Source organism: Blautia sp. DFI.1.216 (genome assembly GCF_020594215.1).
GTDB classification, from domain to species: Bacteria; Bacillota; Clostridia; order Lachnospirales; family Lachnospiraceae; genus Blautia_A; species Blautia_A wexlerae.
Genome location: NZ_JAJDML010000005.1, coordinates 42,420 through 69,063 on the forward strand (window position 1 = coordinate 42,420; position 26,644 = coordinate 69,063).

The 26,644-nt window shown below is 41.0% G+C and carries 22 protein-coding genes; 16 read left to right on the top strand and 6 right to left on the bottom strand.

The features are described from left to right. Positions 1-137: 137 nt before the first annotated feature. From recA to xerD, 5 genes are all read left to right on the top strand, one after another. Positions 138-1,202, top strand: coding sequence for a recombinase RecA (gene recA / locus LJE11_RS03280; RefSeq protein ID WP_008704083.1), 1,065 nt, complete (start codon positions 138-140; stop codon positions 1,200-1,202). A 2-nt stretch (positions 1,203-1,204) separates the two neighbouring features. Beyond that, the gene (locus LJE11_RS03285; RefSeq protein WP_020994065.1) at positions 1,205-1,792 is read left to right on the top strand and encodes a regulatory protein RecX; all 588 of its coding nucleotides are present in this window, start codon (positions 1,205-1,207) and stop codon (positions 1,790-1,792) included. Positions 1,793-1,966: 174 nt separating this feature from the next. Beyond that, the gene (gene rny, locus LJE11_RS03290; protein WP_008704078.1) at positions 1,967-3,526 is read left to right on the top strand and encodes a ribonuclease Y; all 1,560 of its coding nucleotides are present in this window, start codon (positions 1,967-1,969) and stop codon (positions 3,524-3,526) included. Between the two features lie 213 nt (positions 3,527-3,739). Then, complete coding sequence (locus tag LJE11_RS03295; protein WP_008704076.1) at positions 3,740-4,333, top strand: stage II sporulation protein M; 594 nt, start codon at positions 3,740-3,742, stop codon at positions 4,331-4,333. Positions 4,334-4,586: 253 nt separating this feature from the next. Next, positions 4,587-5,471, top strand: a complete 885-nt coding sequence (gene xerD / locus LJE11_RS03300) for a site-specific tyrosine recombinase XerD (RefSeq protein WP_008704075.1) — start codon at positions 4,587-4,589, stop codon at positions 5,469-5,471. A 249-nt stretch (positions 5,472-5,720) separates the two neighbouring features. Here xerD and LJE11_RS03305 read toward each other — a convergent pair whose 3' ends face one another. Next, complete coding sequence (locus tag LJE11_RS03305) at positions 5,721-6,752, bottom strand: 3-deoxy-7-phosphoheptulonate synthase (protein ID WP_008704074.1); 1,032 nt, start codon at positions 6,750-6,752, stop codon at positions 5,721-5,723. A gap of 264 nt (positions 6,753-7,016) precedes the next feature. Next, complete coding sequence (locus LJE11_RS03310) at positions 7,017-8,348, bottom strand: polysaccharide biosynthesis protein (protein WP_020994064.1); 1,332 nt, start codon at positions 8,346-8,348, stop codon at positions 7,017-7,019. Between the two features lie 185 nt (positions 8,349-8,533). Here LJE11_RS03310 and LJE11_RS03315 point away from each other — a divergent pair, with 185 nt between their 5' ends. The 4 genes from LJE11_RS03315 (at position 8,534) to LJE11_RS03330 (ending at position 13,477) form a co-directional block, all read left to right on the top strand. After that, the gene (locus tag LJE11_RS03315; RefSeq protein ID WP_008704071.1) at positions 8,534-9,010 is read left to right on the top strand and encodes an RrF2 family transcriptional regulator; all 477 of its coding nucleotides are present in this window, start codon (positions 8,534-8,536) and stop codon (positions 9,008-9,010) included. A 17-nt stretch (positions 9,011-9,027) separates the two neighbouring features. After that, positions 9,028-10,212: a cysteine desulfurase NifS gene (gene nifS, locus LJE11_RS03320; RefSeq protein ID WP_008704069.1), complete on the top strand. Its 1,185-nt coding sequence runs from the start codon at positions 9,028-9,030 to the stop codon at positions 10,210-10,212. Between the two features lie 85 nt (positions 10,213-10,297). Continuing rightward, entirely contained in the window at positions 10,298-10,747 is a 450-nt protein-coding gene (gene nifU, locus LJE11_RS03325; protein WP_008704067.1) for a Fe-S cluster assembly scaffold protein NifU, read from the top strand. Between the two features lie 195 nt (positions 10,748-10,942). Further along, complete coding sequence (locus LJE11_RS03330) at positions 10,943-13,477, top strand: cation-translocating P-type ATPase (RefSeq protein ID WP_008704066.1); 2,535 nt, start codon at positions 10,943-10,945, stop codon at positions 13,475-13,477. A 76-nt stretch (positions 13,478-13,553) separates the two neighbouring features. On the opposite strand, the gene LJE11_RS03335 is transcribed toward LJE11_RS03330, so the two are convergent. Together LJE11_RS03335 and LJE11_RS03340 are read right to left on the bottom strand one after the other, a co-directional pair. Further along, positions 13,554-15,695 (bottom strand): amylosucrase, encoded by a 2,142-nt coding sequence (locus LJE11_RS03335; protein WP_144137246.1) that lies wholly within the window; start codon positions 15,693-15,695, stop codon positions 13,554-13,556. Between the two features lie 257 nt (positions 15,696-15,952). Next, complete coding sequence (locus tag LJE11_RS03340) at positions 15,953-16,771, bottom strand: histidinol-phosphatase HisJ family protein (protein ID WP_008704063.1); 819 nt, start codon at positions 16,769-16,771, stop codon at positions 15,953-15,955. A gap of 318 nt (positions 16,772-17,089) precedes the next feature. Here LJE11_RS03340 and gap point away from each other — a divergent pair, with 318 nt between their 5' ends. The 5 genes from gap (at position 17,090) to LJE11_RS03365 (ending at position 22,622) form a co-directional block, all read left to right on the top strand. Continuing rightward, complete coding sequence (gene gap, locus LJE11_RS03345; protein ID WP_008704062.1) at positions 17,090-18,109, top strand: type I glyceraldehyde-3-phosphate dehydrogenase; 1,020 nt, start codon at positions 17,090-17,092, stop codon at positions 18,107-18,109. A gap of 158 nt (positions 18,110-18,267) precedes the next feature. Then, positions 18,268-19,461: a phosphoglycerate kinase gene (locus LJE11_RS03350; RefSeq protein ID WP_008704060.1), complete on the top strand. Its 1,194-nt coding sequence runs from the start codon at positions 18,268-18,270 to the stop codon at positions 19,459-19,461. A gap of 44 nt (positions 19,462-19,505) precedes the next feature. Then, positions 19,506-20,255, top strand: a complete 750-nt coding sequence (gene tpiA / locus LJE11_RS03355) for a triose-phosphate isomerase (RefSeq protein WP_008704058.1) — start codon at positions 19,506-19,508, stop codon at positions 20,253-20,255. Positions 20,256-20,923: 668 nt separating this feature from the next. Then, complete coding sequence (gene rlmD / locus LJE11_RS03360) at positions 20,924-22,084, top strand: 23S rRNA (uracil(1939)-C(5))-methyltransferase RlmD (protein WP_008704057.1); 1,161 nt, start codon at positions 20,924-20,926, stop codon at positions 22,082-22,084. Positions 22,085-22,148: 64 nt separating this feature from the next. Next, positions 22,149-22,622, top strand: coding sequence for a GNAT family N-acetyltransferase (locus LJE11_RS03365; RefSeq protein WP_008704055.1), 474 nt, complete (start codon positions 22,149-22,151; stop codon positions 22,620-22,622). A 100-nt stretch (positions 22,623-22,722) separates the two neighbouring features. Here LJE11_RS03365 and LJE11_RS03370 read toward each other — a convergent pair whose 3' ends face one another. Both LJE11_RS03370 and LJE11_RS03375 read right to left on the bottom strand, forming a co-directional pair. Further along, a complete protein-coding gene (locus LJE11_RS03370) occupies positions 22,723-24,093 on the bottom strand; it encodes an NAD(P)/FAD-dependent oxidoreductase (protein WP_055057424.1) in 1,371 nt (456 codons plus the stop codon). A gap of 442 nt (positions 24,094-24,535) precedes the next feature. Next, positions 24,536-24,757, bottom strand: coding sequence for a helix-turn-helix domain-containing protein (locus LJE11_RS03375; RefSeq protein WP_026648433.1), 222 nt, complete (start codon positions 24,755-24,757; stop codon positions 24,536-24,538). 106 nt (positions 24,758-24,863) lie between these two features. Here LJE11_RS03375 and LJE11_RS03380 point away from each other — a divergent pair, with 106 nt between their 5' ends. Both LJE11_RS03380 and LJE11_RS03385 read left to right on the top strand, forming a co-directional pair. Then, positions 24,864-25,124, top strand: coding sequence for a hypothetical protein (locus tag LJE11_RS03380; protein WP_055057373.1), 261 nt, complete (start codon positions 24,864-24,866; stop codon positions 25,122-25,124). A gap of 53 nt (positions 25,125-25,177) precedes the next feature. Next, positions 25,178-26,473 (top strand): homoserine dehydrogenase, encoded by a 1,296-nt coding sequence (locus LJE11_RS03385; RefSeq protein ID WP_026648431.1) that lies wholly within the window; start codon positions 25,178-25,180, stop codon positions 26,471-26,473. Positions 26,474-26,644: the final 171 nt, after the last annotated feature.

The window sequence follows — 26,644 nt, forward strand, 5'->3', positions numbered from 1 at the left end:
GTGAAAACAGTGACGTTATGATGAATGAAAAGGTTATTCAGGCAGAATAAAAAGCTTGACATTTGACAGGAAGTATAATACTATAATGAATAGAAAACGAACATAAGTTCTTGAAGGACTGAAGGAGATTAAAATAAATGATAAATGAAGAAAAGCAGAAAGCACTGGAAGCAGCGCTTGGACAGATTGAGAAACATTACGGGAAAGGATCAGTCATGAAACTCGGGGAATCCGGAGCAAATATGCAGGTGGAGACAGTCCCTACCGGATCTTTAAGTCTTGATATTGCACTTGGAGTAGGTGGTGTTCCCAAGGGACGTATCATCGAGATTTACGGACCGGAATCCAGCGGTAAGACAACCGTTGCACTTCACATGGTTGCGGAAGTGCAGAAACGAGGAGGGATTGCTGGATTTATTGATGCAGAACATGCTCTGGATCCTGTCTATGCAAAGAATATCGGTGTAGATATCGATAACCTGTACATATCACAACCGGACAATGGAGAACAGGCACTTGAGATCACAGAGACGATGGTGCGTTCCGGAGCTGTGGATATTGTGATAGTTGACTCGGTTGCCGCACTTGTACCGAAGGCGGAGATTGATGGAGATATGGGTGACAGCCATGTAGGTCTTCAGGCCAGACTGATGTCACAGGCTCTCCGTAAACTTACAGCAGTGATCAGTAAATCTAATTGTGTAGTTATCTTTATCAATCAGCTGCGTGAGAAGGTTGGAGTTATGTTTGGAAACCCTGAGACAACGACAGGTGGGCGTGCTCTGAAATTTTATTCATCTATCCGCATGGATGTCCGCAGAGTAGAGACATTGAAACAGGGCGGTGAGATGGTGGGAAACCACACCAGAATCAAAGTTGTGAAGAATAAGGTGGCTCCGCCGTTTAAACAGGCAGAATTTGATATTATGTTCGGAACCGGCATTTCCAAAGAGGGAGATATTCTTGATCTGGCAGCGGAATGCGGAATTGTAAATAAGAGCGGTGCATGGTATGCATATAACGGAGATAAGATCGGACAGGGACGTGAAAATGCGAAGATTTTCCTGAAAGAGCATCCAGATATCTGTGATGAGATTGAGAAGCAAGTCAGAATCCATTATCATCTTCTTCCGGATGAAGAAGGACAAGCCAAAGAGCCGGTGCCGGCAACAGGTGATGCACCGGATGCTTCTGAGGAGTGATCATGGGGAATTCATCTGGAGATCTGAGAGAATTTCTCAGGAATGCAGAGGCTTTAAAGAGACAGACTGTACAGAAACAACAGAAAAATTTAACGGAAGAACCTGAAGAATACAGAGACGCAAGGCGTAAAGCCATGCGTCTCTTAGAACATATGGATCGGACGGAGAAGGGATTGAGAGAGAAATTGCGCCAGGCGGGATTTACCAGTCAGGCGGTTGATCATGCTCTGACATATGTTGAAGCCTATGGATATATAGATGATGAACGATATGCCAGAACTTATATTGCATACAGAATGGATACAAAGAGCCGGCAGAAGATCATCCGGGAACTTATGGGAAAGGGAATAGACAGGAAAACAGCGATAAATGCATGGGAGGAAGAGGTTGCCTTAAATATGCCTGATGAAAAAGAAATCCTTTATCGAACCATAGAAAAGAAATATCCGCCGAATACTGAGCTGGATGAGAAAAAAATGCGTCGGCTCTATGGTTATCTTGTGAGAAGAGGATTTGGATATTCAGACATTGCAGATACTCTTGAGAATATGAATATCAGACTTGTACATACATATTCGGATGAATCATAGTATACTCCATTGTATGTATATTGCAAAATATATTACTGAGAACAGAACGAACAGTAATTAAATATAGGAAAAATATTCAAACAATTATCCTGAAAAACTTGACATAAGTATGAAAAAAAGATAAACTTGTATTGTTGTATTTGTACAATGAAAACTAAATAAGGAGGTGCTCCTGTGACAACAACAATTATTGTTGCAATTGTCGCTGTGGTAGTCGCGCTACTTATTGCAGTTCCTGTTACTTGCAAAGTCGCTGTGAACAATAAAATCCAGAAGGATGCCGAGATTGTTGGGACAGCAGAAGACAAAGCAAGAAGCATCATAGATGAAGCTCTGAAAACAGCTGAGACTAAAAAAAGAGAAGCTTTATTGGAAGTGAAGGAAGAATCTCTCCGTACAAAAAATGAACTGGAGAAAGAAACCAAGGAACGAAGAAACGAACTGCAGAAATATGAAAATCGTGTATTAGCAAAAGAATCCGCGGTTGACAAGAAAGCAGATGCAGTTGAGAAGCGTGAAGCGGAATGCACAGCGAGAGCAGCTGAGGTGCAGAAAAAAGAAAAACGGGTAGAAGAACTTGAGCAAAAAGGAGTACAGGAACTGGAACGAGTTTCAGGTCTGACCTCCGAACAGGCAAAAGAAGAATTACTCAGATCCGTTGAAGATGATGTAAAAGTGGATGTAGCCAGACTTTACAGGGAATTGGAAAGCAGGGCAAAGGAAGAAGCTGGTAAGAAGGCTAAGGAATATGTTGTCAATGCCATCCAGAAATGTGCAGTTGACCATGTAGCTGAAACTACCATTTCGGTTGTTCAGCTTCCGAGCGATGAGATGAAGGGAAGGATTATTGGTCGTGAAGGCCGTAATATCCGTACTCTTGAGACACTTACAGGTGTGGATCTTATTATTGATGATACACCGGAAGCAGTTGTGTTATCTGCTTTTGATCCGATCCGTCGTGAAGTTGCACGTGTAGCTCTTGAGAAGCTGATCGTAGATGGACGTATCCATCCGGCCAGAATCGAAGAGATGGTTGAGAAAGCCCAGAGAGAAGTAGAAGCGCAGATTCGCGAAGATGGTGAGAATGCAGCTATGGACGTTGGAGTTCATGGTATTCATCCTGAATTACTGAAACTTCTTGGACGTATGAAGTTCCGTTCAAGTTATGGACAGAATGCTTTAAGACATTCTATTGAGGTAGCTCAGTTATCCGGAATGCTGGCCGGTGAGGTTGGCGTAGATGTCCGTATGGCTAAGAGAGCAGGTCTTCTTCATGATATTGGTAAATCAATTGACCATGAAGTAGAAGGATCTCATATTCAGATTGGTGTGGATCTCTGTAAGAAGTATAAGGAATCCCAGATTGTTATCAATACGGTCGCATCTCATCATGGTGACTGTGAGCCGGAATCTCTGATCGCATGTATTGTACAGGCTGCAGATGCTATTTCAGCGGCGAGACCTGGTGCAAGAAGAGAAACGCTGGAAACTTATACCAATCGTCTGAAACAACTGGAGGATATTACGAACCAGTTTAAAGGTGTTGATAAATCTTTTGCCATTCAGGCGGGAAGAGAAATACGTGTAATGGTAGTGCCGGAGCATGTTAATGATGCAGATATGGTTCTCCTTGCGCGCGATATTGCGAAACAGATTGAAGCAGAACTTGAATATCCCGGTCAGATTAAAGTCAACGTGATACGTGAAAGCAGAGCGATTGACTATGCGAAATAATATGATTGTTCATTTTATGGACTATCGTGGACAGTTCTTTGCAGATATAAACTGTGCAGATTGTATTTATACAGTCTGTGCAGTTTTTTTATGTTATAGGAAATTACTTCGTAATGTTCCTATAACATAAAAAAGCCCTCCGGACACGATTCTTTCTTGTAAAGACAGGAATACTTCCTGGAATTTCTCAGTAAACTGGTACAGGGTGATAGAATGAAGAAAAACAGAACGGGAACCAAAAAATTTCCTGCGCTTATTTTATTTCTTCTTGGATTTCTGGCCGGAAATCTGATACCGAATATAATCTGGAAGGCAAAATGGCAGCAGAAAACATGGGCATCGGTATATTTTCTGAGTACATTTGCAGGAAAAAATACAGGCAATATTGAATATCTGAAAGAAATATTAAAATACAGAGGTGTTTTTTATCTGTTGAATATAATCTGTGGATTTTCGGTTTTTGGTGCGCCGCTTGCTGTTATAACGCTTCTGGGATCAGGATTGTATGCAGGTATGATAATGACTGTTTCAATACTGGAATTTGGATTTGCAGGCGGGGTGATCGGAATGGGACTTTTGCTGCCGCAATATTTATTTTACATTCCGGTCTGGCTTTATTCTATGGAACAGGAATGGAAGATATCATCAGAAATATGGAGAAACAGAGGTCTGATTTCCGGAGAAGTCAGTATTTATCTTAAAAAAATGTGCATTGCAGCAGTAGGATATTTTCTGGGAATACTTATCGAATGTTATGTGAACCCTCTGATCATTGATATTATTCTGAAATATATAAAAATTTTTTAATGACATATTTACTATATTTAGTATTGGTTGTCATAAAATCTCCGACATATGGTATTTGATGCTGAAAAAGCTTGAAATACAAGGATTTTTCTCGAAAAAAAGGTTTGATTTTATGTAAAATAAACAGTATAATACATATACATTTTATCGGAGAGAGTGCGATTTTCTGCTGATAAACTGCGAAGAGGATTAATTTTCGTCTGATCGCAGGAGATACAGGCAGCGGATATTTTGATTAAAAGGAAACGGGAATATGGACATAGAAATAAGGGAATTTATTACATATCTGCATAATACAAAAAAAACATCGGCAAATACAGAGATCTCATACCAGAGAGATCTGAAAAAAATGGCGGAATTTCTGAAGGAACGGGGAATCAGAAATTATAAAGATGTAAAAGAACTTGAGCTTGAAGGGTATATCAGTTACATGGAACGTGAGAAGTTTGCGTCATCTTCCATTTCCAGAAGCGTTGCTTCTATGAGAGCATTTTTTCAGTATCTGTGGAAGGAAGGCGTGATCGCAGAAGATCCGGCAGATAACCTGAAACCTCCGAAGGTTGAGAAAAGGGCACCTGAGATACTTACCATAGAAGAAGTGGATAAATTACTTCAGCAGCCGAAATTGGATACCCCTAAAGGGATAAGAGATTCAGCAATGCTAGAATTGCTGTATGCAACAGGTATGAGAGTCAGTGAGATGCTTCATCTTCAGATTTTTGATGTCAATCTCCAGTTTGGATATGTGGTCTGTAATGAGAATGGAAAAGAGAGGATTATCCCTATTGGTATTCCATGCAAGAAGGCAATGGAACGGTATCTGCAAACAGCCAGAACTGTTTTTGTGAAAGATGAGAAAGAAACAGCATTATTTACAAATTGTTCAGGGAAAGCGATGAGCCGTCAGGGATTTTGGAAAGTATTAAAGGGATATGCGGATGATGCCGGTATCAAAAGGGATATTGCCCCGCATACATTGAGACATTCTTTTGCTGTGCATATGCTGCAGAATGGTGCGGATATACGAAGCGTTCAGGAAATGCTGGGACATTCCGATATTTCCACTACGCAGGTTTATCTGGGCATGAATATGAATAAAATGCGTGATGTGTATATGAAAACACATCCACGTCATTAAAAACTTATTATTTATGAGGATTGCTATAATGTCAAATGAAAAAGCTTCTATAGTCTGTTTTGAACAGTTTATAGAAGCTTTTTTAACTGAATCAAGTAAGTCCCCTGCTTTAATTGCGAAGAGCAATAAGCAGTGGTGGCTGAATAGTTTTTTCCTGTAATGTCATAACATGTGTTAGTTACAGATAGTGTAATTACAGCGATCCATCTGATCAGAGAGTATGGAATGTTGTTTATAAACAATAACGGATCAACACATCTCAGCAATTGTATACAGAAGACGTTCGGATTCTTCCCATCCAAGACATGGATCGGTAATAGATTTTCCGTAAATATGATCACATCCGATCTTCTGATTTCCCGGTTCAATATAACTCTCGATCATAAGCCCTTTTACCAGAGTATGAAGTTCCGGGTCTATCTGGCGGCTGTGGAGAACCTCTTTTGCAATACGAACCTGCTGGTCATATTGTTTATTAGAATTAGAGTGGTTGGTATCAACGATAACAGCCGGATTTTTAAGGTTTTTCTCCTGATATTTCTCCCAGAGAAGACGAAGATCCTCGTAATGATAGTTCGGGATTGCCTCCCCATGTTTATTTACGGCACCGCGGAGAATTGTATGAGCCAGTTCATTACCTGTTGTTTCTACTTCCCAGCTTCTGTAGATAAAACGATGTCCGCCCTGAGCTGCTACAACGGAATTGAGCATGACTGCAAGATCGCCGCTGGTTGGATTTTTCATACCTGCAGGAACTTCCATGCCGCTGACGGTAAGACGATGCTGCTGGTCTTCCACAGAACGTGCACCTACTGCCACATAAGAAAGCAGGTCAGAAAGGTAACGGTAATTTTCCGGATAAAGCATCTCATCTGCACAGGTCATACCACTGGTCCGGATTGCATGGATATGCATTTTACGGATTGCTACAAGCCCTGCAAGAAGATTTGGCTGTTTCTCGGGATCCGGCTGGTGAACCATACCTTTATAGCCTTCTCCTGTTGTTCTTGGTTTGTTTGTATAAACACGTGGAACAATCAGAACCTTGTCAGCTATTTTCTCCTGAACATTGCGTAATCTGGTAAGATAGTCCAGAACAGCATCTTCATTATCTGCTGAACAAGGACCGATGATTGCAAGGAATTTATCGGACTTTCCGGTAAAAACATCACGCAGTTCTTTATCTCTTGCATCTTTAACAGCCTGAATTTCAGCATCAATGGGATACTGATTACGGATTTCTTCAGGGGTTGGTAATTTTTTGATAAAATCGAATCCCATAGTAATATCTCCTTTGTGTCTATTTGTCTTGCTTTTTTCGGAATTTATTATAAACCATTCCTATCTGAATGTCGATAGCCAAAATATTTTCGGATGACTTTCTGCGATCATATCAAGCGTTACTGTTCACTTCGTTCTCAGTAACGTAGCCAAAATTCATTCCAGATTACCTGCGGCAATGGAATTTTGGCATATCCATGCCAAAACACCTCGCGGGATAGTGGAGTGTGAATAGTAACTATCAAGTCTCTTAATCAATATGCATTATTTACGGGGATTGCTATAGTTGTTTTGCAGTATTTGTAAACTGTGCAGGATGCTGAGCGCCAGTTCGCTGCAGAGAATCCCGTACAGATATCCCCGGATTCCCAGAACAGGGATTGCAAACAGCACGAAACTGATCCGGATGCAGACGCTGATCACACTGTGCAGCAGGCAGATGCCGGATTTTCCAAGGCCGTTGAGTACGCTGGTGAGAGTGGTGTTCAGGTACAGAAAAGGACAGATATAGGACATGGTATGGATATAGATTCCGGCTGTCTGACTGTGAAACAGAAAATTTCCAAGAAATTCTCCAAGAAACAGAAAAAAAACCAAGCAGGATCCGCCTAGCAGCAGACAGTATCGGAAAATCTTGCCGATCACATATTGGATTCGCTTTTGATACCCCAGAGTCTGCAGCTGGGTAATGGAGGGAATCAGCATGGCCGCAGCCGAGTTTGTAAGCGTAGCGGGGAAAAGAATAAGCGGAAGTGCCATCCCTGTAAAGATTCCGTAAACACTCAGGGAATCTTTGGGAGTAAGTCCTGACATTTGCAGCCTTGCAGGTATAAGAATCACTTCAATACTTCCCAGAAGAGTGAGCAGTATTTTATTCATGGTAAGAGGAACGGAAATATGGAGCAATTTTCTGAGAACAGAAAGCGGTCTTCTGATATTCCGGATATTATAATGTGTTACCTTAAAATGCATACTGACTGCGAAAAGAGAAATAAAAGATGAGGCTATTTCCCCGATAAGATTTCCGCCGACTGCAATTGCCGGAGTGATGTTTCGCCCTTGCGATGCACAGATCAGATAAAGAATATAACATCCGCCTGTGCGGAAAAGCTGTTCCAGAAGCTGGACTCCTGCGGGAAATCCGGCCTGTTTTCTTCCCAAATAATAGCTGCTGATACAGGTATGAAGTGTACTCAACGGAATACTCAGAGAAAGAATCCGTATCAGACCGGAGGTCTGTGACTCTTTCAGAATCTGTACTGCCCAGAAATCCGCATAGCTGTAAAGAAACCAGGAGAATACCAGGGAGAAAACAACAGAAAATACAGTTCCCACGACAAAATAATCTGAGATATGACGACTGGGATTTTTGGAAACTTTTTCTGCGGCAGTGAGGCGGGAGATTGCAGTCTGGATACCGGAAGCGCAGATGGACATGATCAGAATCTGCAGTGGAAGTATAAGCTGAAAGATACCAAGCCCATGTGCACCAATAGTGTGTGACAGGAATATTCTGTAAAAGAACCCCATAAGTCTGCTTAACAAACCGGCAAATGTAAGAAGTAAAGTTCCTTTGATAAAAAGTTTTTTTGACATAATGAAAAATCCAGACCTTTTCATGCGCAGCAGGTGCGAATATCCGCTTGACTAAAAAACAGTAACCTGCCGAAACGCCTTTACAGCAATATATGAACAAAACAGCCTTGACAGAACGGTTTGTTTCTGGTAAAGTAATCATGAAATCCGAGGGAAACACTGGGAATTAAAAACGAGGTGAGAAAATGAAACTCTCAACAAGAGCCCGTTATGGTTTGAAAGCACTGATAGATCTGGGTTTACACAGTGAGAATGAAGCGATATCTTTACAGAGCATTGCGGAGAGACAGGATATCTCCACAAGCTACCTTGAACAGCTTATGGCCATGCTTAAGAAGGCCGGTCTGGTAAAGAGCAGCAGAGGGGCTTACGGTGGATACCAGCTTGGCAAGCCAGCAGATGAGATTTCAGTCGGTGAAGTTCTGCGCGTGCTGGAAGGCAGTCTGGAAGCAGCAGCCTGTCCCGGGATTGAGAATGACGGAACCTGCCATGGCAGTGATGTATGCGTGGCGAAACTCGTCTGGAAGAGAATCAATGACAGTATTACAAATGCTGTTGATACCCTGATGCTTGGTCAACTGATTGAGGAAAGCAGAAGAGTACATGAAGAAAAAATGGGAAGTCAGGGCATGAAAGAAAATGTACCGGACATACTTAAATAAAACAGGAGGACAAGAAAATGGGAAAAATGATTTATCTGGACAATGCAGCAACAACTAAAACAGCACCGGAGGTTGTCCAGGCAATGCTGCCATATTTTTCAGAATATTATGGCAACCCGTCCAGTATTTATGATTTTGCAGGCAAGAGCAAAGAGGCGATCACCAAAGGAAGAGAGCAGATCGCAGAAGTTCTTGGAGCAAAGAAAGAAGAAATTTATTTCACAGCAGGTGGTTCCGAGTCTGATAACTGGGCTCTGAAGGCTGCCTTTGAGGCATATAAAGCAAAAGGAAACCACATCATCACAACAAAGATCGAGCATCATGCAATTCTCCATACCTGTGAATATCTGGAGAAACGTGGCGCAAAGATCACATATGTAGATGTAGACGAGAACGGTATTGTAAAACTGGATGAACTTGAGAAAGCAATCACACCGGAAACAATCCTGATTTCTGTAATGTTTGCAAACAACGAGATTGGTTCTATCCAGCCGATCAAGGAAATCGGACGTATCGCAAAAGAGCATGGAGTGCTTTTCCACACAGATGCTGTTCAGGCATTCTGTCAGGTTCCAATCAATGTGGATGAATGCAATATTGATATGTTAAGCTCCAGCGGACATAAGATCAATGGACCAAAAGGAATCGGTTTCCTCTACATTCGTAAGGGCGTAAAAATCCGTTCCTTTGTACATGGCGGTGCACAGGAACGTAAACGTCGTGCAGGTACAGAGAATGTGCCGGGAATCGTTGGATACGGTGTAGCAGCAGCACGTGCAAATGCATCCATGAAAGAACGTACTGATAAAGAAATCGCTATCAGAGATCATCTGATCCACAGAATTGAGACAGAGATTCCTTATGTAAAAGTAAACGGTGACCGTATAAAACGTCTTCCGAATAACGTAAATGTCAGCTTCCAGTTTGTTGAGGGCGAATCTCTCCTGCTGATGCTGGATAATTATGGAATCTGTGCATCCAGCGGATCTGCCTGTACATCAGGTTCTCTTGATCCGTCCCATGTACTTCTTGCAATCGGACTTCCGCACGAGATTGCACATGGTTCTCTGCGTATGACACTCAGCGAAGAGACAACAATGGAAGATGTAGATTTCGTAGTGGACAGATTGAAAGAAATTGTAGCGCACTTAAGAAGCATGTCTCCATTATATGAAGATTTCATGAAAAAACAGAATAAATAACAAAACAGAAGATAATTGTTTGTATTTTTGCAGTTACAACAGAAATAATATTAAAAGAAAGTCAGGATAACAGGAGGAAACACAAATGGCTTACAGTGAAAAAGTAATGGATCATTTTCAGCATCCGCGTAATGTAGGAGAAATAGAGAACGCAAGTGGCGTAGGTACAGTGGGAAATGCAAAATGCGGTGATATCATGAGGATTTTTCTTGATATCGATGATGAAACACATATCATCAAAGACTGCAAATTCAAAACATTCGGATGTGGTGCGGCAGTTGCAACCAGCAGCATGGCAACAGAGATGGTAATGGGAAAAACCATCGAAGAAGCTATGGAAGTTACAAATAAGGCAGTTATGGAAGCCCTGGACGGACTTCCGCCTGTAAAAGTACACTGCTCCCTGCTTGCAGAGGAAGCAATCCATGCGGCTCTGTGGGATTATGCACAGAAGCATCATATTGAGATTAAAGGTCTTAAGAAACCAAAGTCTGATATTCACGAAGGTGAAGAAGCAGAGGAAGAAGAATATTGATTATAGCAAAAAATCTGAATCTGTTTGTAATCTGAAATCGTTATTTATAAAGAAGGGGCGGGTGATACTCATCATCTGCCCTGTGCTTTATATTATGGCATTATATGATACCAGGGACAAAAGATATTTTGTGAAGCAGTTCCCGCAATTTTTATTATATGATGCTGCTATAAATATTTTCTGCAGGAGGTAGAAATGACAGGACTTACAAATGAACAGGTGCAGGAGAGGATTGCAGAAGGAAAAGTTAATGTCAACGAGAACCCGAATACCAGAACCTACAAGCAGATCATTTTGGAAAACACGCTCACATTTTTTAACTTTTTAAATATTGCATTGCTTGTTCTGGTGCTTTTTGTGAGATCTTATAAGAACTCCATGTTTATGGGAATCATTCTGATCAATACAGTGATAGGTATTATTCAGGAAATCAGAGCAAAGAAGACGATTGACAAACTTGCAATCCTTACAGAGAGTAAAACAGTAGTTTTGCGTGAGGGGAAGAAATGGAGTATTTCCACAGAGAAACTTGTTCTGGATGATTTGATCTTTCTGAAAACAGGAGATCAGGTTCCGGCTGACGTAAAGGTACTGGAGGGAACTGTAGAAGTAAACGAGTCTCTACTCACCGGTGAGTCGGACAATCTGTCCAAAAGCCAGGGAGACGAACTTTTTTCAGGAAGCTTTGTGACATCAGGGGAAGCTTGCTGTCAGGTAATCCATGTTGGAAAAGATAATTATGCATCGCAGATCACAAGTGAAGCAAAGGAATTTAAACGTCATAATTCGGAACTTCGCAATTCTCTGAATGCGATTCTGAAGGTGATCAGTATCATTATCGTGCCTCTTGGTGCCATGTTGTTTTACAAGCAATATATGATCGTAGGAGATACACTGAAGGATTCTGTGGTAAATATGGTTGCCGCAGTACTTGGAATGATCCCGGAAGGCCTGGTACTTCTGACAAGTGTGGCACTGACATTGGGTTCTATGGTTCTTGCTACAAAGAAGACACTTGTGCAGGAGCTTTACTGTATTGAAACGCTGGCGAGAGTTGACACGCTCTGTCTGGATAAGACCGGTACGATCACAGAAGGTACCATGAAGGTTGAAGATGTGCAGTTGTATGATACAGCACAGACAACTGTTGTACAACATACAGCAAAATTTGATCCGGAAACAGGGGAGCCTGTTCAGAATGTGTCAGCATTAAAACCGGAGGTTACGGTATCAGCAGAGAAGGAAAACGGACAGATACAGGAAACAGTAAATTTAGAAACGGTATCTCAGGAAGAAAGACAGAAGCTTCAGGAAATTGACCACATTATGGGAAATATGATGTCAGTTCTTCATGATCAGAATGCAACAGCAGATGCGCTGAGAAAGCGCTTTCCTTCAAGAAATGACCTGAAACTGATCCATGCCATTCCTTTCTCCTCAGACAGGAAATACAGTGGTGCTGTTTTTGAAGGAAGAGGAACTTATCTGATGGGAGCTGCACAGTTCCTTTTTCCGGAAGGAAATGAAGAACTTCTGGAACATTGCAGCAGTTACGCACAGGAGGGATACCGTATCCTTGTTCTGGCTCACAGTGAACAGGAGACAAAAGGAACGGAACGCCCGACAGGACTTGAACCGTTGGGACTGTTTCTCATCACTGACGTGATACGTGAGGAAGCACCGGATACTCTGGCTTTTTTTGACAGTCAGGGAGTTGACCTTAAAGTTATCTCAGGAGATGATCCTGTGACTGTCTCTGCGATTGCAAAGAAAGCAGGACTGAAAAATGCCAATCATTATATCGATGCAACAACAATCAAAACTCCGGAAGAAATGCAGCGTGCAGTTGCAGAGTGCAGTGTATTCGGGCGTGTAACACCACAGCAGAAGAAACAGATGGTACAGGCTCTTCAGTCACAGAAGCATACAGTTGCGATGACCGGTGATGGTGTAAATGACGTACTTGCACTCAAGGAAGCAGACTGCAGTATTGCCATGGCAGCAGGAAGCGATGCAGCTAAAAATATTGCAAATGTCGTTCTTCTTGATTCTAATTTCGGGGCAATGCCTCATATTGTAAATCAGGGCCGTCGTGTTGTAAACAATATCAGAAGTGCGGCATCCATGTTTCTGATCAAAACAATTTTTTCGGTTTTACTGTCATTGATCACAATTTTCTTTGGAGATGCATATCCCTTTGAACCAATCCAGATGTCACTGATCAGTGCCTGCGCAGTGGGAATTCCTACATTTCTTCTGACACAGGAAAATAATTACAATAAGATTGACCATACATTCCTGAGGCACGTATTTATGAATGCATTTCCTGCGGCAGTAACCATTACAGGATGTGTATTTACAATCATGCTGGTCTGTCAGGATGTATACCATTCCAACGTCATGCTTAATACAGCCTGTGTTCTGGTTACGGGGTGGAACTATATGTCTGCACTGCGTACAGTTTATTCGCCGCTGAACACATACAGAAAAGTGATCATTTATGGAATGCAGTTTGCATTTTTTATAAGTGCGGTTGTATTGCAGGATTTGCTGACACTGGGTTCTCTGGAATTTGGAATGATCATTCTGGTATTTGTACTGATGACATTCTCTCCAATCCTGATCGAAACTATTACAGAATGGATTAGGAGGATTTATGAGAAGTCACTGGACAGAGAAGATGAAAATAAAGGATTTTTTGCAAGATTTTTGGAAAGAGTCCAGAAGTAAAAAACGAGGACAATCTGTAAAATATGCAGATTGTCCTCGTTTGCATTATGCGGTCTGCGTTATGCAGATTAATGGTTTATTTCTTTTTGCACAGCCAGAAGCATCCAAATGCAGGAATCATAACACCTTTAGCTTCCATCTCATGTCCTGAGATAAGATCAGTGTATATGCCGTCATCTTCGTTGATCCATGCAACCTTATCCTGATCGCTGAAGTTATAGATTCCGATGAATTTCTCCTCTGCATTTTCGCGTACGATTGCAAGGATAGAAGAATCCCAGGTATCGATTGTACGAAGATCAGCTGTTGTGTCAAAAACGCTGTGTGAACTTCTGATATGTTCCAGATGATCCAGTGCGTGGAAAAGTTTTCCCTGTACTGTATCTGCGATATTTCTGTTTGGAGCAAGTGACCAGTTGAATTCTCCTCTGTGAAGATAGCGGGAATCAACTGCCTTATCAGGATCATCTTTATAAGAATAGTCGTTTACCTGACCAATCTCATCTCCGCTGTAGATTACAGGGATACCTGACTGGGAAAGCATAAATGCATGAAGTGTGATGTCATAGCGCACACTTCTGTCAACACCAACTACATTTCCTTCAAAACCATATTTCTCAATGCCGCACAGAGATGCGGTAGTACCGCAAAGTCTTGCATCACCCAGACGCGGGTCATCATTGTAAAGTTCACCGCGGCCAAATGTATCCGGATATTTGCCTGTAAAGAAATCATTCAGGAATTTCTTATGAGAAACCTCATCGATTGAGAAATTCTTCAGGAAATCATAATCCAGTCCCCAGCCAATATCATCGTGGCAACGCAGATAATTCTGGAAGATGTATTCTTTTGGAAGAGATCCCAGAATATCCAGCTGTCTGCGAAGCAGAGATACATCTTTGGTTGCAACTGTGTGCCAGGTGCTTGCCATAGTAGTAACGTTATACAGGATATGGCATTCCGGCTTTTCAAGTGTACCGAAATATGGAACAACTTTTTCAGGAGCCATGACAACCTCTCCGAGAAGAAGGACTCCCGGGCACACGATCTCGCAGATCATACGCATCATACGTACGATTGTGTGAACCTGTGGCAGGTTGCGGCAGTTTGTTCCAAGCTGCTTCCAGATATAAGGAACTGCATCGAGACGTACGATGTCAACACCCTGGTTTGCCAGATATAACATATTGTAGACCATTTCGTTAAACACAACAGGATTTCTGTAGTTTAAATCCCACTGGTATGGATAGAAAGTAGTCATGACATGTTTGTGAAGGTCATCCAGCCATGTAAAGTTGCCCGGTGCGGTAGTTGGGAATACCTGTGGACAGGTCTTCTCATAGAGAGCAGGAACATCGTAGGTATCAAAGAAGAAATAACGGTCCTGGTATTCTTTTTCACCTGCGCGAGCCCGTTTTGCCCACTCATGCTCTTCGGAAGTATGGTTCATAACGAAATCAAGGCAGATGTTGATGCCGCGTTCATGGCATTTGGAGGTAAGCTCTGAAAAGTCCTCCATAGTACCAAGCTCAGGCTGCACTGTGCGGAAGTCAGCTACTGCGTAACCACCGTCACTTTTTCCTTTCGGAGATGCGAGCAGAGGCATCAGATGAAGATAATTGACATTACATTCTTCCACATAATCCAGATGTTCCTCCAGACCTTTTAAAGTATGTGCAAAATTGTTTACATACATCATCATGCCTACAAGGTCATTGCGTTTATACCAGTCCGGATCAGCCTCACGCTTTTTATCAGATGCCTTTAATGCTGAATTTCTGCTGTTATAGAAAGCTTCCATATTAGAAGTAAGATCATGCAGATATGTCATGACATCATCACGATCCTGATATAATTCGCAATATAACCATTTCAGCTCATCATAATGTTTCTGAAAACGTTCATTATATAAAGTAAGATCAACAGGAACGTCCAGTTTAACAGGTTCCACTTTGGAAGTCTCGACCTTAACAGGTTCTACTTTAGAAGTCTCGACCTTAACAGGTTCTACTTTGGAAGTCTCGACCTTAACAGGTTCTACTTTGGAAGTCTCGACCTTAACAGGTTCCACTTTGGAAGTCTCGACCTTAACAGGTTCTACTTTAGAAGTTTCAACTCTGACAGGCTCAGTTTTGGAAGTAGTCACTTGTAAAATTTCTGATTCCTGCTTTCTGATTGTTGATGAAGAACGTTTCTTCTGGAGTCTTTTTTTAGCCATAATATTCCTCCCTGGTTTATGAAAAATACAGTAACCGGGCAGTGTCGGGACATATAAAACATAAATATGGAGACACCGGACAGTTACGAATATATACAGAAAGCTGCAATTTCCATATCTGCTGTCAGTTTTTTATCATGATCAGCTATGATGCAGATCAGAGAAACAGTATTTGGAGCAGTTTGGAAATTGGGCTTCTGAAATCATATGTAATATTATATTATAGGAACTGCCATATAGGCAAGTACTGACACGTTTTACAGAGAAATAAATTCCGGTTTACGGTCTTTGAAGATTGTATAGTAACGAAAACCACAGGCTTCCAGTACACTGGCAGCTTTATCAAATGCACAGGCGATTTTATCCGGAGTATGCGCATCTGCTCCGATGGTGATGATCTCTCCGCCAAGTTCTCTATAGCGCCTTATTACGGCAGTACATGGATTGGGTTCTCCAAGACCATAATGATATCCGCCGGTATTAAGTTCGATGCCTTTTCCCATGGAAATCAGTTTCTTCAGAATCTCATCCAGAATATCTTTATACCGTCCGTAAGAATATTCCCGGTTCCTGTTAGGACCATAACGGACAACATAATCAATATGTCCGTAAACGTCAAATCCGTCATATGCGGAAATGTTTTCAAGAATGGATTCAAAGTATTCCATATAACATAAAAATTCCTTACGTCCTTCAAAAAATTCCGGGTAATAAGGATCATACCCATGGACAAGATGGGATGAACCGATAACGAAATCAAAAGGTGTCTGAGAGAGAAGTGAGTCAAAATATTCTCCCAGATGCATCTGCAGTCCTAGTTCAATTCCGAAACGTACCTGAATTTTATCCTTATATATATCTGAAAGTTCAGCCAGCTTTTCTTTGTAAGCCGGAATATTCAGAGAAAAATCCAGATTGTCCGGAGTAACAGGGTAATCCGGATCCAGATGCTCCGTAAAAGTAATTCCCTGTAGTCCCGTTTCAACAGCGCGATGGATCATAACTTCCATAGGCGTATCCGAGTCAGCAGAAAAAGAAGAGTGCATATGACAATCCCACAATATTTGTCTGTCCATAATTTCAGTCCTTTCTTCTGTAAAAACAGTACTGTTATATTTGCGTGTGATATATTATAAATGAATACTGTGTCCTCTTAAATGGATATATCTGCACCTGAAATATCACAATTACAGGCCCGGATCAGTGTATTCATAAAGCACTGTATACACAGTATAACATATAATTTACATTTTTTACTTAATTTTTATCTGTTTTTTGGAAAATGGTCTTGAATTTTTGTTTAGAATTATGTACAATACATTACAGGTTGATGATTCTTTAACAAACAAAGGATTACCATAATTAACCACTTAATTCATAGGAGGAATTTTATCATGGCAGTAAAAGTTGCAATTAATGGTTTTGGACGTATTGGACGTCTTGCATTCCGTCAGATGTTTGGAGCAGAAGGATTTGAAATCGTAGCAATCAACGATTTAACATCTCCTAAAATGCTTGCTCACTTATTAAAATATGATTCAACACAGGGAAAATATGCTCTTGCAGATACAGTAACAGCAGGAGAAGATTCCATCACAGTTGACGGAAAAGAAATCAAAATTTACGCAAAAGCTAACGCTGCTGAACTTCCATGGGGAGAAATCGGTGTAGACGTAGTTCTTGAGTGTACAGGATTCTATACATCCAAAGACAAAGCTCAGGCTCATATCGATGCAGGTGCTAAACACGTTATCATTTCCGCTCCGGCTGGAAACGATCTTAAGACAATCGTTTACAATGTAAACCATGAAACTCTTACAAAAGAAGATCACATCATCTCCGCAGCTTCCTGTACAACAAACTGCTTAGCTCCAATGGCTAAAGCATTAAATGATCTTGCTGCAATCAAATCCGGTATTATGTGCACAATCCACGCTTACACAGGCGATCAGATGACACTTGACGGACCACAGAGAAAAGGTGATTTAAGAAGATCTCGTGCAGCTGCAGTTAACATCGTTCCTAACAGCACAGGTGCTGCTAAAGCTATCGGTCTTGTTATTCCGGAACTGAACGGTAAACTTATCGGATCTGCTCAGCGTGTTCCTACCCCAACAGGTTCTACAACAATCTTAACAGCAGTTGTTGAAGGAAACGTAACAAAAGAACAGATCAACGCAGCTATGAAAGCAGCTTCTAATGAATCCTTCGGATACAACGAAGATGAAATCGTATCCAGCGATATCGTTGGTATGAGATTTGGTTCTCTGTTCGATGCTACTCAGACAATGGTTCTTCCACTTGAGAATGGCACAACAGAAGTACAGGTAGTTTCCTGGTATGACAATGAGAACTCCTACACAAGCCAGATGGTTCGTACAATCAAACACTTTGGTAAATTACTGAACGCTTAATTTTCAGTAAGTGTAAAGGAATAGACTCCAACGAAGGGTCCGGTCTGATTTGGACCGGACCCTTTTCGCGTGGTCTGGAATGACAGCAGGAAATCAATAAGTTACTGTTTACAGATATGCAGTAACTGTTAAAGAATATTATTAAGGAGGCACCACAAATGCTGAATAAAAAATCTGTTGATGATATCAATGTAAAAGGCAAAAAAGTTCTTGTAAGATGTGACTTCAATGTTCCTCTTCAGGATGGAAAGATCACAGATGAGAACCGTCTGGTTGCAGCTCTTCCTACAATCAAGAAGCTGATCGCTGACGGCGGAAAGGTTATTCTCTGCTCCCACCTTGGAAAACCGAAGGGAGAGCCGAAACCGGAATTATCTCTTGCACCGGTTGCAAAACGTCTTTCCGAATTATTAGGACAGGAAGTTAAGTTTGCAGCAGATCCTGAAGTAGTAGGACCTAACGCAAAAGCAGCAGTAGCTGAGATGAAAGACGGAGATGTTATCTTACTTGAAAACACACGTTATCGCGCAGAAGAAACAAAGAACGGAGACGAATTCAGCAAAGAACTTGCTTCTCTTTGTGATGTATTTGTTAATGATGCATTTGGTACAGCTCACAGAGCACACTGCTCTAATGTTGGTGTGACCAAATATGTTGATACAGCAGTTGTTGGTTACTTAATGCAGAAGGAAATCGATTTCCTTGGAAATGCAGTGAACAATCCTGAGAGACCGTTTGTTGCTATCCTTGGCGGAGCTAAGGTTTCCAGCAAGATTTCTGTAATCAATAACCTTCTTGATAAAGTAGATACTCTTATCATTGGTGGTGGTATGTCTTACACATTCTCAAAAGCTATGGGTGGACATATCGGAACATCTCTTTGTGAGGATGATTATCTTCAGTATGCATTGGACATGATGAAGAAAGCAGAAGACAAAGGTGTGAAACTTCTTCTTCCGGTAGATAACAGAATCGGTGATAACTTCTCTAATGACTGTAATATCCAGGTTGTTAAACGTGGTGAGATTCCGGACGGATGGGAAGGAATGGATATCGGACCGGAAACAGAGAAGCTTTTCGCTGACGCTGTAAAAGATGCTAAGACAGTTGTTTGGAACGGACCGATGGGCTGCTTCGAAATGCCAAACTTCGCTCATGGTACAGAAGCTGTTGCCAAAGCACTTGCTGAAACAGATGCCACAACTATTATCGGTGGTGGTGATTCTGCAGCTGCAGTTAACATCCTTGGTTATGGCGACAAGATGACACACATCTCCACAGGTGGCGGTGCATCTCTTGAATTCCTGGAAGGAAAAGAACTCCCGGGTGTTGCAGCAGCAAACGATAAATAAGAATATAATAACATCCCACAGGGATACTAAGGAGATAAATCATCATGGCAAGAAAGAAAATTATCGCTGGTAACTGGAAAATGAACATGACACCAAGCGAAGCCGTTAAATTAGTAGAAACATTAAAACCATTAGTAGTTAACGATGAAGTAGACGTAGTATTCTGCGTACCTGCAATCGATATCATCCCGGTTGTAGAAGCTACTAAGGGAACAAACATCCAGGTTGGTGCTGAGAACATGTACTTTGAAGAGAAAGGTGCATACACAGGAGAAATCTCCCCTGCAATGCTCGTAGATGCCGGAGTTAAATATGTTGTTCTTGGACATTCCGAAAGAAGAGAATACTTCGGAGAAACAAACGAAGATGTTAACAAGAAAGTTCTCAAAGCTTTCGAACATGGAATTACACCTATCATGTGCTGTGGCGAAACTCTTACTCAGAGAGAACAGGGCGTGACAATGGATTTCATCCGTCAGCAGGTTAAAGTTGGATTCCAGGGTGTTACAGCAGATCAGGCTAAGACAGCAGTTATCGCTTACGAGCCAATCTGGGCAATCGGAACAGGTAAAACAGCTACAACTGAGCAGGCTCAGGAAGTATGCGCAGGTATTCGTGCATGCATCGCTGAAATCTATGATGAAGCAACAGCAGAAGCAATCCGTATCCAGTATGGCGGATCTGTAAATCCTGCAACAGCACCTGACTTATTCGTTCAGAACGATATCGATGGCGGCCTTGTAGGTGGCGCTTCTCTGAAAGCTGATTTCGGAAAGATCGTAAACTACAAATAAGAATAAAAAACTGATTATAAGCAGATAATCTTTGTGTCCAAACGAGAAATAATATAATGCCCCTGAATACAGGAAAATTGGTAATTTTACTGATTGGATTGTGTTCAGGGGATTGTTATAGTTGAAGCAGGTAAGTTACCTGCTCTAATTGCTGTTGCGAATATTTGTTTGGCTATGTCAGACACATAGTATCTTATGAAATTAATATGTATAAAGAAAAAGACAGCTTCATTACTGAAACTGTCTTTTTTATCTGGTGTAAAAATCTGCTGTAAGCTGTTTCTTTTGTACTTTGGGTCAATCTCTTTTGTACGAAAGGAATGCCTCGATACTTTTGTATTTTGACTATTTATCAGGTGTATTTAGTTCATGTATTTTATCTTTTGTATTTTGGAGTATTTCTGAGTTTTTATCCTTGGTGATATAAATTTTTTTCTCTTTGGCAATTCGATGATTTTCTCTTTTGTATGTACAAACTATATCATATTTTTCTACATTCGTCTACAAGTTTCAACAGAAATCAGTCAAAAACATTTCGACAGAATCCCTGCTTTTTCGACATTCGGAGAGGAAATTGACAGATAAATAAAGATTGTCTGATTGCGGGAATCCATTTTCGCTGATATAATGTAAAAAATGTGTAATTATAGAAAGCAGGTTAATATTTTATGGAAGAAAAAGTAACAAAATGTAGTGTATCAAAGAAATGCGGAAGCTGCCAGTATCAGGGTGTTCCTTATAAAGAACAGCTTGCCGCCAAGCAGAAAAGGATGAAGAAGCTTCTTGGAAAGTTTGCAAATGTAAAACCAATCATTGGAATGGATGATCCCTTTTATTATAGAAATAAAGTTCATGCAGTATTTGACAGGGATAAAAAAGGTAATATTATCTGTGGAACCTACGAAGCGAAAACACATAAGGTTGTTCCGATAGAAGAGTGCATGATCGAGGATAAGATCAGTCAGGAAATCATCCGTACAATTCGGGATATGCTGAAATCTTTTAGAATCAAAACATATGATGAGGACACAGGATATGGACTTTTGCGCCATGTGCTGGTGAGAAGAGGGTTTTTCACAGATGAGATCATGGTGGTTATTGTGATTGGTTCCCCGATCTTTCCTTCAAAAAATAATTTTGTGAAAGCTCTGAGAAAGAAATACCCACAGATTACAACAGTTGTGCTTAACGTCAATGATAAGAAGACCAGTATGGTACTGGGTGAGCGTGATATCGTCATTTATGGAAAAGGATATATCCGGGATACGCTCTGCGGATGTACATTCCGCATTTCTCCGCAGTCTTTTTATCAGGTAAATCCTGTACAGACAGAAATTCTGTATAAGACAGCAATTGAATATGCGGGGCTTGGACGAAAAGAAACAGTGATAGATGCATACTGCGGAATAGGAACAATCGGACTTGTAGCTGCAAAGCGGGCAAAGAATGTCATTGGTGTGGAATTAAATCCGGATGCAGTCCGCGATGCCAGAATCAATGCAAAGGAAAATAAGATTACAAATGCACGTTTCTATCAGGGAGATGCAGGAGAATTTATGGAAAACATGGCAGAAAACGGAGAACATGCAGATGTTGTGTTTATGGATCCGCCACGTACCGGCAGTGATAAAAAGTTTATGTCCTCTGTTATCAAACTGAATCCATCAAGAATCGTATATATCTCCTGTGGACCGGAAACACTGGCAAGAGATCTGGAGTATTTGACAAAACATGGCTATGATGTGAGAAAAATACAGCCGGTAGATATGTTCAGTTTTACAGACCATTGTGAAAATATTTGTCTTTTGACGAAAAAATTTGAGAAATAGACGAAAAATCAAAACGAATACAAATACTAAAAGAATATAAATACCAAAAGAAAAGGAAGGTTTCATGGAAATAAGAAAAGCATCAGTGCAGGATCTTGGGCAGATCATGCAAGTTTATGATAAAGCCCGCAAATTTATGAGAGAAAATGGCAATGCAGAACAGTGGGGTGAAGATTACCCCTCAACAGAACTGATAGAGCATGATATTGATAAAATGTATCTGTGCATGTCAGAAGGGCGGATTGCCTGTGTTTTCTATTATGCGGCGGAAGAAGATGAAGATTATAAAGAAATTAATGGAAAATGGCTGAATGAAGAACCCTATGGAGTAGTTCACAGGGTAGCGTCCACAGGAATAGTAAGAGGAGCCGCATCATTCTGTCTGGACTGGGCCTATGCTCAGACACTGAATCTCCGTATGGATACATACAGCGATAACATCCCCATGCAGAAACTTCTGGAAAAATGCGGATTTCAGTACTGCGGTTCATTTGAACGTCTGGGAATGGATAAATGGATGGCATACCAGAAAATATAATAAACAAGTCCCTATCTGTTTCAACTGTAAGAGACAGATGGGGACTTTAAGGTTATTGATTGCTGTAGTTGGAGGTATCCATCAGAAGAAATCCGGTCTTTTACAGATTCTCAACAATCTGGCGTGCTACATATACACCGCTTGCAGAAGCATGGGACAGGGAATGGGTTACACCGCTTCCGTCTCCAATGATATACAGGCCTTTGTATCTGCTTTCCAGATTTTCATCAATATCAACTTCCATATTATAGAACTTAACCTCCACACCATAGAGGAGGGTGTCGTCATTAGCTGTCCCGGGAGCGATTTTATCCAGAGCATAAATCATTTCAATGATTCCGTCAAGGATACGTTTCGGGAGAACAAGACTCAGATCACCGGGAGTAGCTGCGAGAGTAGGTCGTACCATACCTTCTTCGATACGTGCAACCGTACTCCTTCTTCCGCGCACCAGATCGCCGAAACGCTGTACGATCACTCCGCCGCCCAGCATATTGGAAAGACGGGCAATGCTTTCGCCATATCCATTACTGTCTTTAAATGGCTCGGAGAAATGTTTGGCTACCAACAGTGCGAAGTTTGTATTTTCTGTCTGTTTGGACGGATCTTCATAGCTGTGTCCATTTGCTGTGACAATGCCGTTTGTATTTTCGTTTACAACGATGCCATAAGGATTCATACAGAAAGTCCTCACATTATCTTCGAATTTTTCTGTTCTGTAGACAATCTTACTCTCATACAGTTCGTCTGTCAGGTGTGAGAAGATAACAGCAGGAAGTTCTACACGTACACCCAGGTCTACCCGGTTTGATTTGGTTGGGATATCAAGTTCTTTACAGATCTGTTCCATCCATTTGCTTCCGCTTCTGCCTACGGATACAATGCATTTGCTGCAGTCAGTGGTATCATTCTTTGTGATGATACGGTATCTGTCTTCAAGTACTTCCAGACGTTCTACAGGAGTGTTGAAATGAAAATCAACATGCTCTTTTAATTTTGCATATAAGTTCTCAAGAACCACATAGTTAATGTCTGTTCCCAGATGACGTACGGAAGCATCCAGAAGCTTTAATTTGTTCTGCATACAAAGTTTTTTGAATTTGGTTCCGGCTGTAGAATACATTTTTGTGTCCTGTCCGCCGTAGGCAACATTGATCTCATCTACGTAACGCATCAGGTCAAGAGCGTCTTTCTTTCCAATATGTTCATAAAGTGTTCCGCCGAAATCATTTGTGATATTGTATTTGCCGTCAGAGAAAGCACCGGCACCGCCAAAGCCGCTCATAATGGCACAGGTTTTACATTTGATACAGGTTTTTACTTTGTCACCATCAATTGGGCAATGTCTTTTACTGAGAGGATTTCCAGCCTCAAAAACAGCAATCTTTAAATCGTTATTTTGCTTCATCAGTTCATAGGCAGAGAAAATACCGCCAGGTCCTGCGCCGATGATCACTACATCATATTTCATATATACTACGATCCTTTCAGGTAAAAATATTTTGTAAATCTGCAGCAAGTCTCCTGAACGCACTATTTAACTGATAAATTGCGAAGCGGATGATATTATGCGCCTGAAGAGAATGCCATAGATAAGTCTGCGTTACTGAGAACGAAGGAGACAGTAATAAGTATATCATAAATAAATGAAAAAATCTTATGTTTTTGTGAATGGACTTATAGGATAACATTATAAATAATGTTTTAACCGAATCAGGTAAGTCCCCTGTGGAGATTGCGAATATCCGCCTGACTTTCTGCAGGATATGATAAGCAAAATATATTATAGATATGAGAAGATATCAGGTTAGGGGTAAAATACCTTTTGACCTAACATCATGAGAAAGATAAAAAGAACAAATAGTTCTATAAAAGGGCACAACTACATCATATTGATGCTGAACCCGAAAAAATTATTTTTCCTCAGGTTCAGCATTATCCGGAATGTGTTCTACAATATCACCGAAATCGCAGTCAAGGATTGAACATAAGATATCAAGACTGCGGATTTCCACATTTTCATTATGACGGAGTTTATCCAGAAAAGAAGTGCTTATGCCATAGTGAGTGTACAGGGCATACTGGCTGATTTTCCGCTCCTTCATAGTCTTCCATAATTTTCTATAGCTTATCATATGTAATAACCGTCCGATTTGTTCTTGATTCATATTTATTATCGGGTTAAAATAGGTCTTGTAACAGTGTCTTTATAAAGACACTATTGAGAAGGAAAGTGATATAATGAAGACGATCAGAAAGATAATGGAAGGCGTGGCCGCAGCCTGCATATCAGTGGCAATGTATTACTGCTTCCTGAGTGGAGCCCCTGCCAGGGGGACAGAGAGAACTGTTTATATGATCCTGGATGGAATATTCTGTATTTCTGCCTGGGTGGCAGGAGTGGGGATATTATGGTATGTGAGATGGCTTCGCAGACGGAACAAAGAACTGGAAAATATGATAAAGATTTTGCTTAAAAATGCAGACAAACTTGACAAATAGGAAATTCTGCCATACTATAAAAACCAACGAAAACGAAAGGGGAATCCTGCAAAATGAATGAAAATGTCATCAAAGCCGCACTGTTAGGATTTGGAACAGTAGGAACAGGTGTATATAAGGTACTGAAGAATCAGGAAAAGGAAATGTCGGCCAAGATTGGCTGTAAAGTTGAGATAAAGAAAATCCTTGTGAGAAATATAGAGAAGGCAGCAGCGAAGATAGAAGATGCCTCTTTGCTCACCAGCCAGTGGGATGAGATTATAAATGATCCGGAGATTGAGATTGTGATTGAACTGATGGGTGGGATTAATCCTGCAAAAGAGTATATCCTTTCTGCATTAAAAGCCGGTAAGCATGTAGTCTCTGCAAACAAGGATCTGATCGCAGTACATGGTCATGAGCTTCTGGATGCGGCACATGAGAGTAAAGTGGATTTTCTGTTTGAAGCAGCAGTAGCAGGTGGTATTCCGATCATCAGACCATTGAAACAGTGTCTGGCAGGAAATCACATGACAGAAGTTATGGGTATTGTAAACGGAACCACAAACTTTATTCTGACAAAGATGACTCAGGAAGGTATGGAGTTTAAGGATGCCCTGGCACTTGCAACAGAACTTGGATATGCGGAGGCTGATCCGACTGCTGATATCGAAGGTCTGGATGCAGGACGTAAGGTAGCGATCCTTGCATCTGTGGCATTTAACTCACGTGTGGTATTTAACGATGTATATACAGAGGGAATTGCCAAGATCACATCAAAAGATATTCATTATGCGAAAGAAATGGGACGTGATATCAAGCTTCTGGGTGTTGCAAGAAACGAAGCAGACGGAATTGAAGCATATGTGTGCCCGATGCTGATCCCCAGTTCCCATCCGCTTGCAACTGTAAATGATTCCTATAATGCAGTATTTGTCCATGGAGATGCAGTGGAAGATGCCATGTTCTTCGGAAGAGGAGCAGGAGAACTTCCTACAGCCAGTGCAGTTGTGGGTGATGTATTTGATATTGTGAGAAATATTCTTGCAGGATGCTGCGGCAGAATCGGATGTACCTGTTACAAGAATATCCCTGTTAAGAAAATGGAAGATACACATAACCGTTATTTCCTCCGTCTCAAAGTAGAGGATCGCTGCGGTGTTCTTGCCGAGATGACTGCTATTTTTGCCAAATATCAGGTCAGTGTTGCACAGATTATCCAGAAAGATACCAAGGTGGAAGGGTGTGCGGAAGTAGTTGTGATCACTGAGAAGGTAAGAGAAGGTGATTTTAGAACTGCCATCGAAGAACTGAGAAACAGGGATTCCGTAAGAAAGATTTCAACGATCATTCGTGTATATGGAAAATAAGTTACTGTTCTTTTCATATATATAGTAATGAAAATGAAACAGATACAAAAAAAGAATTGAAAAATCCTGAGATTTTGATACTATATAAGAGATGTCAGATATAAAAGTTTTATTGTGCAGAGATGATCAGTTTTCTGCTCCTGATATCAGCAAAACAGTTATCAATTATGA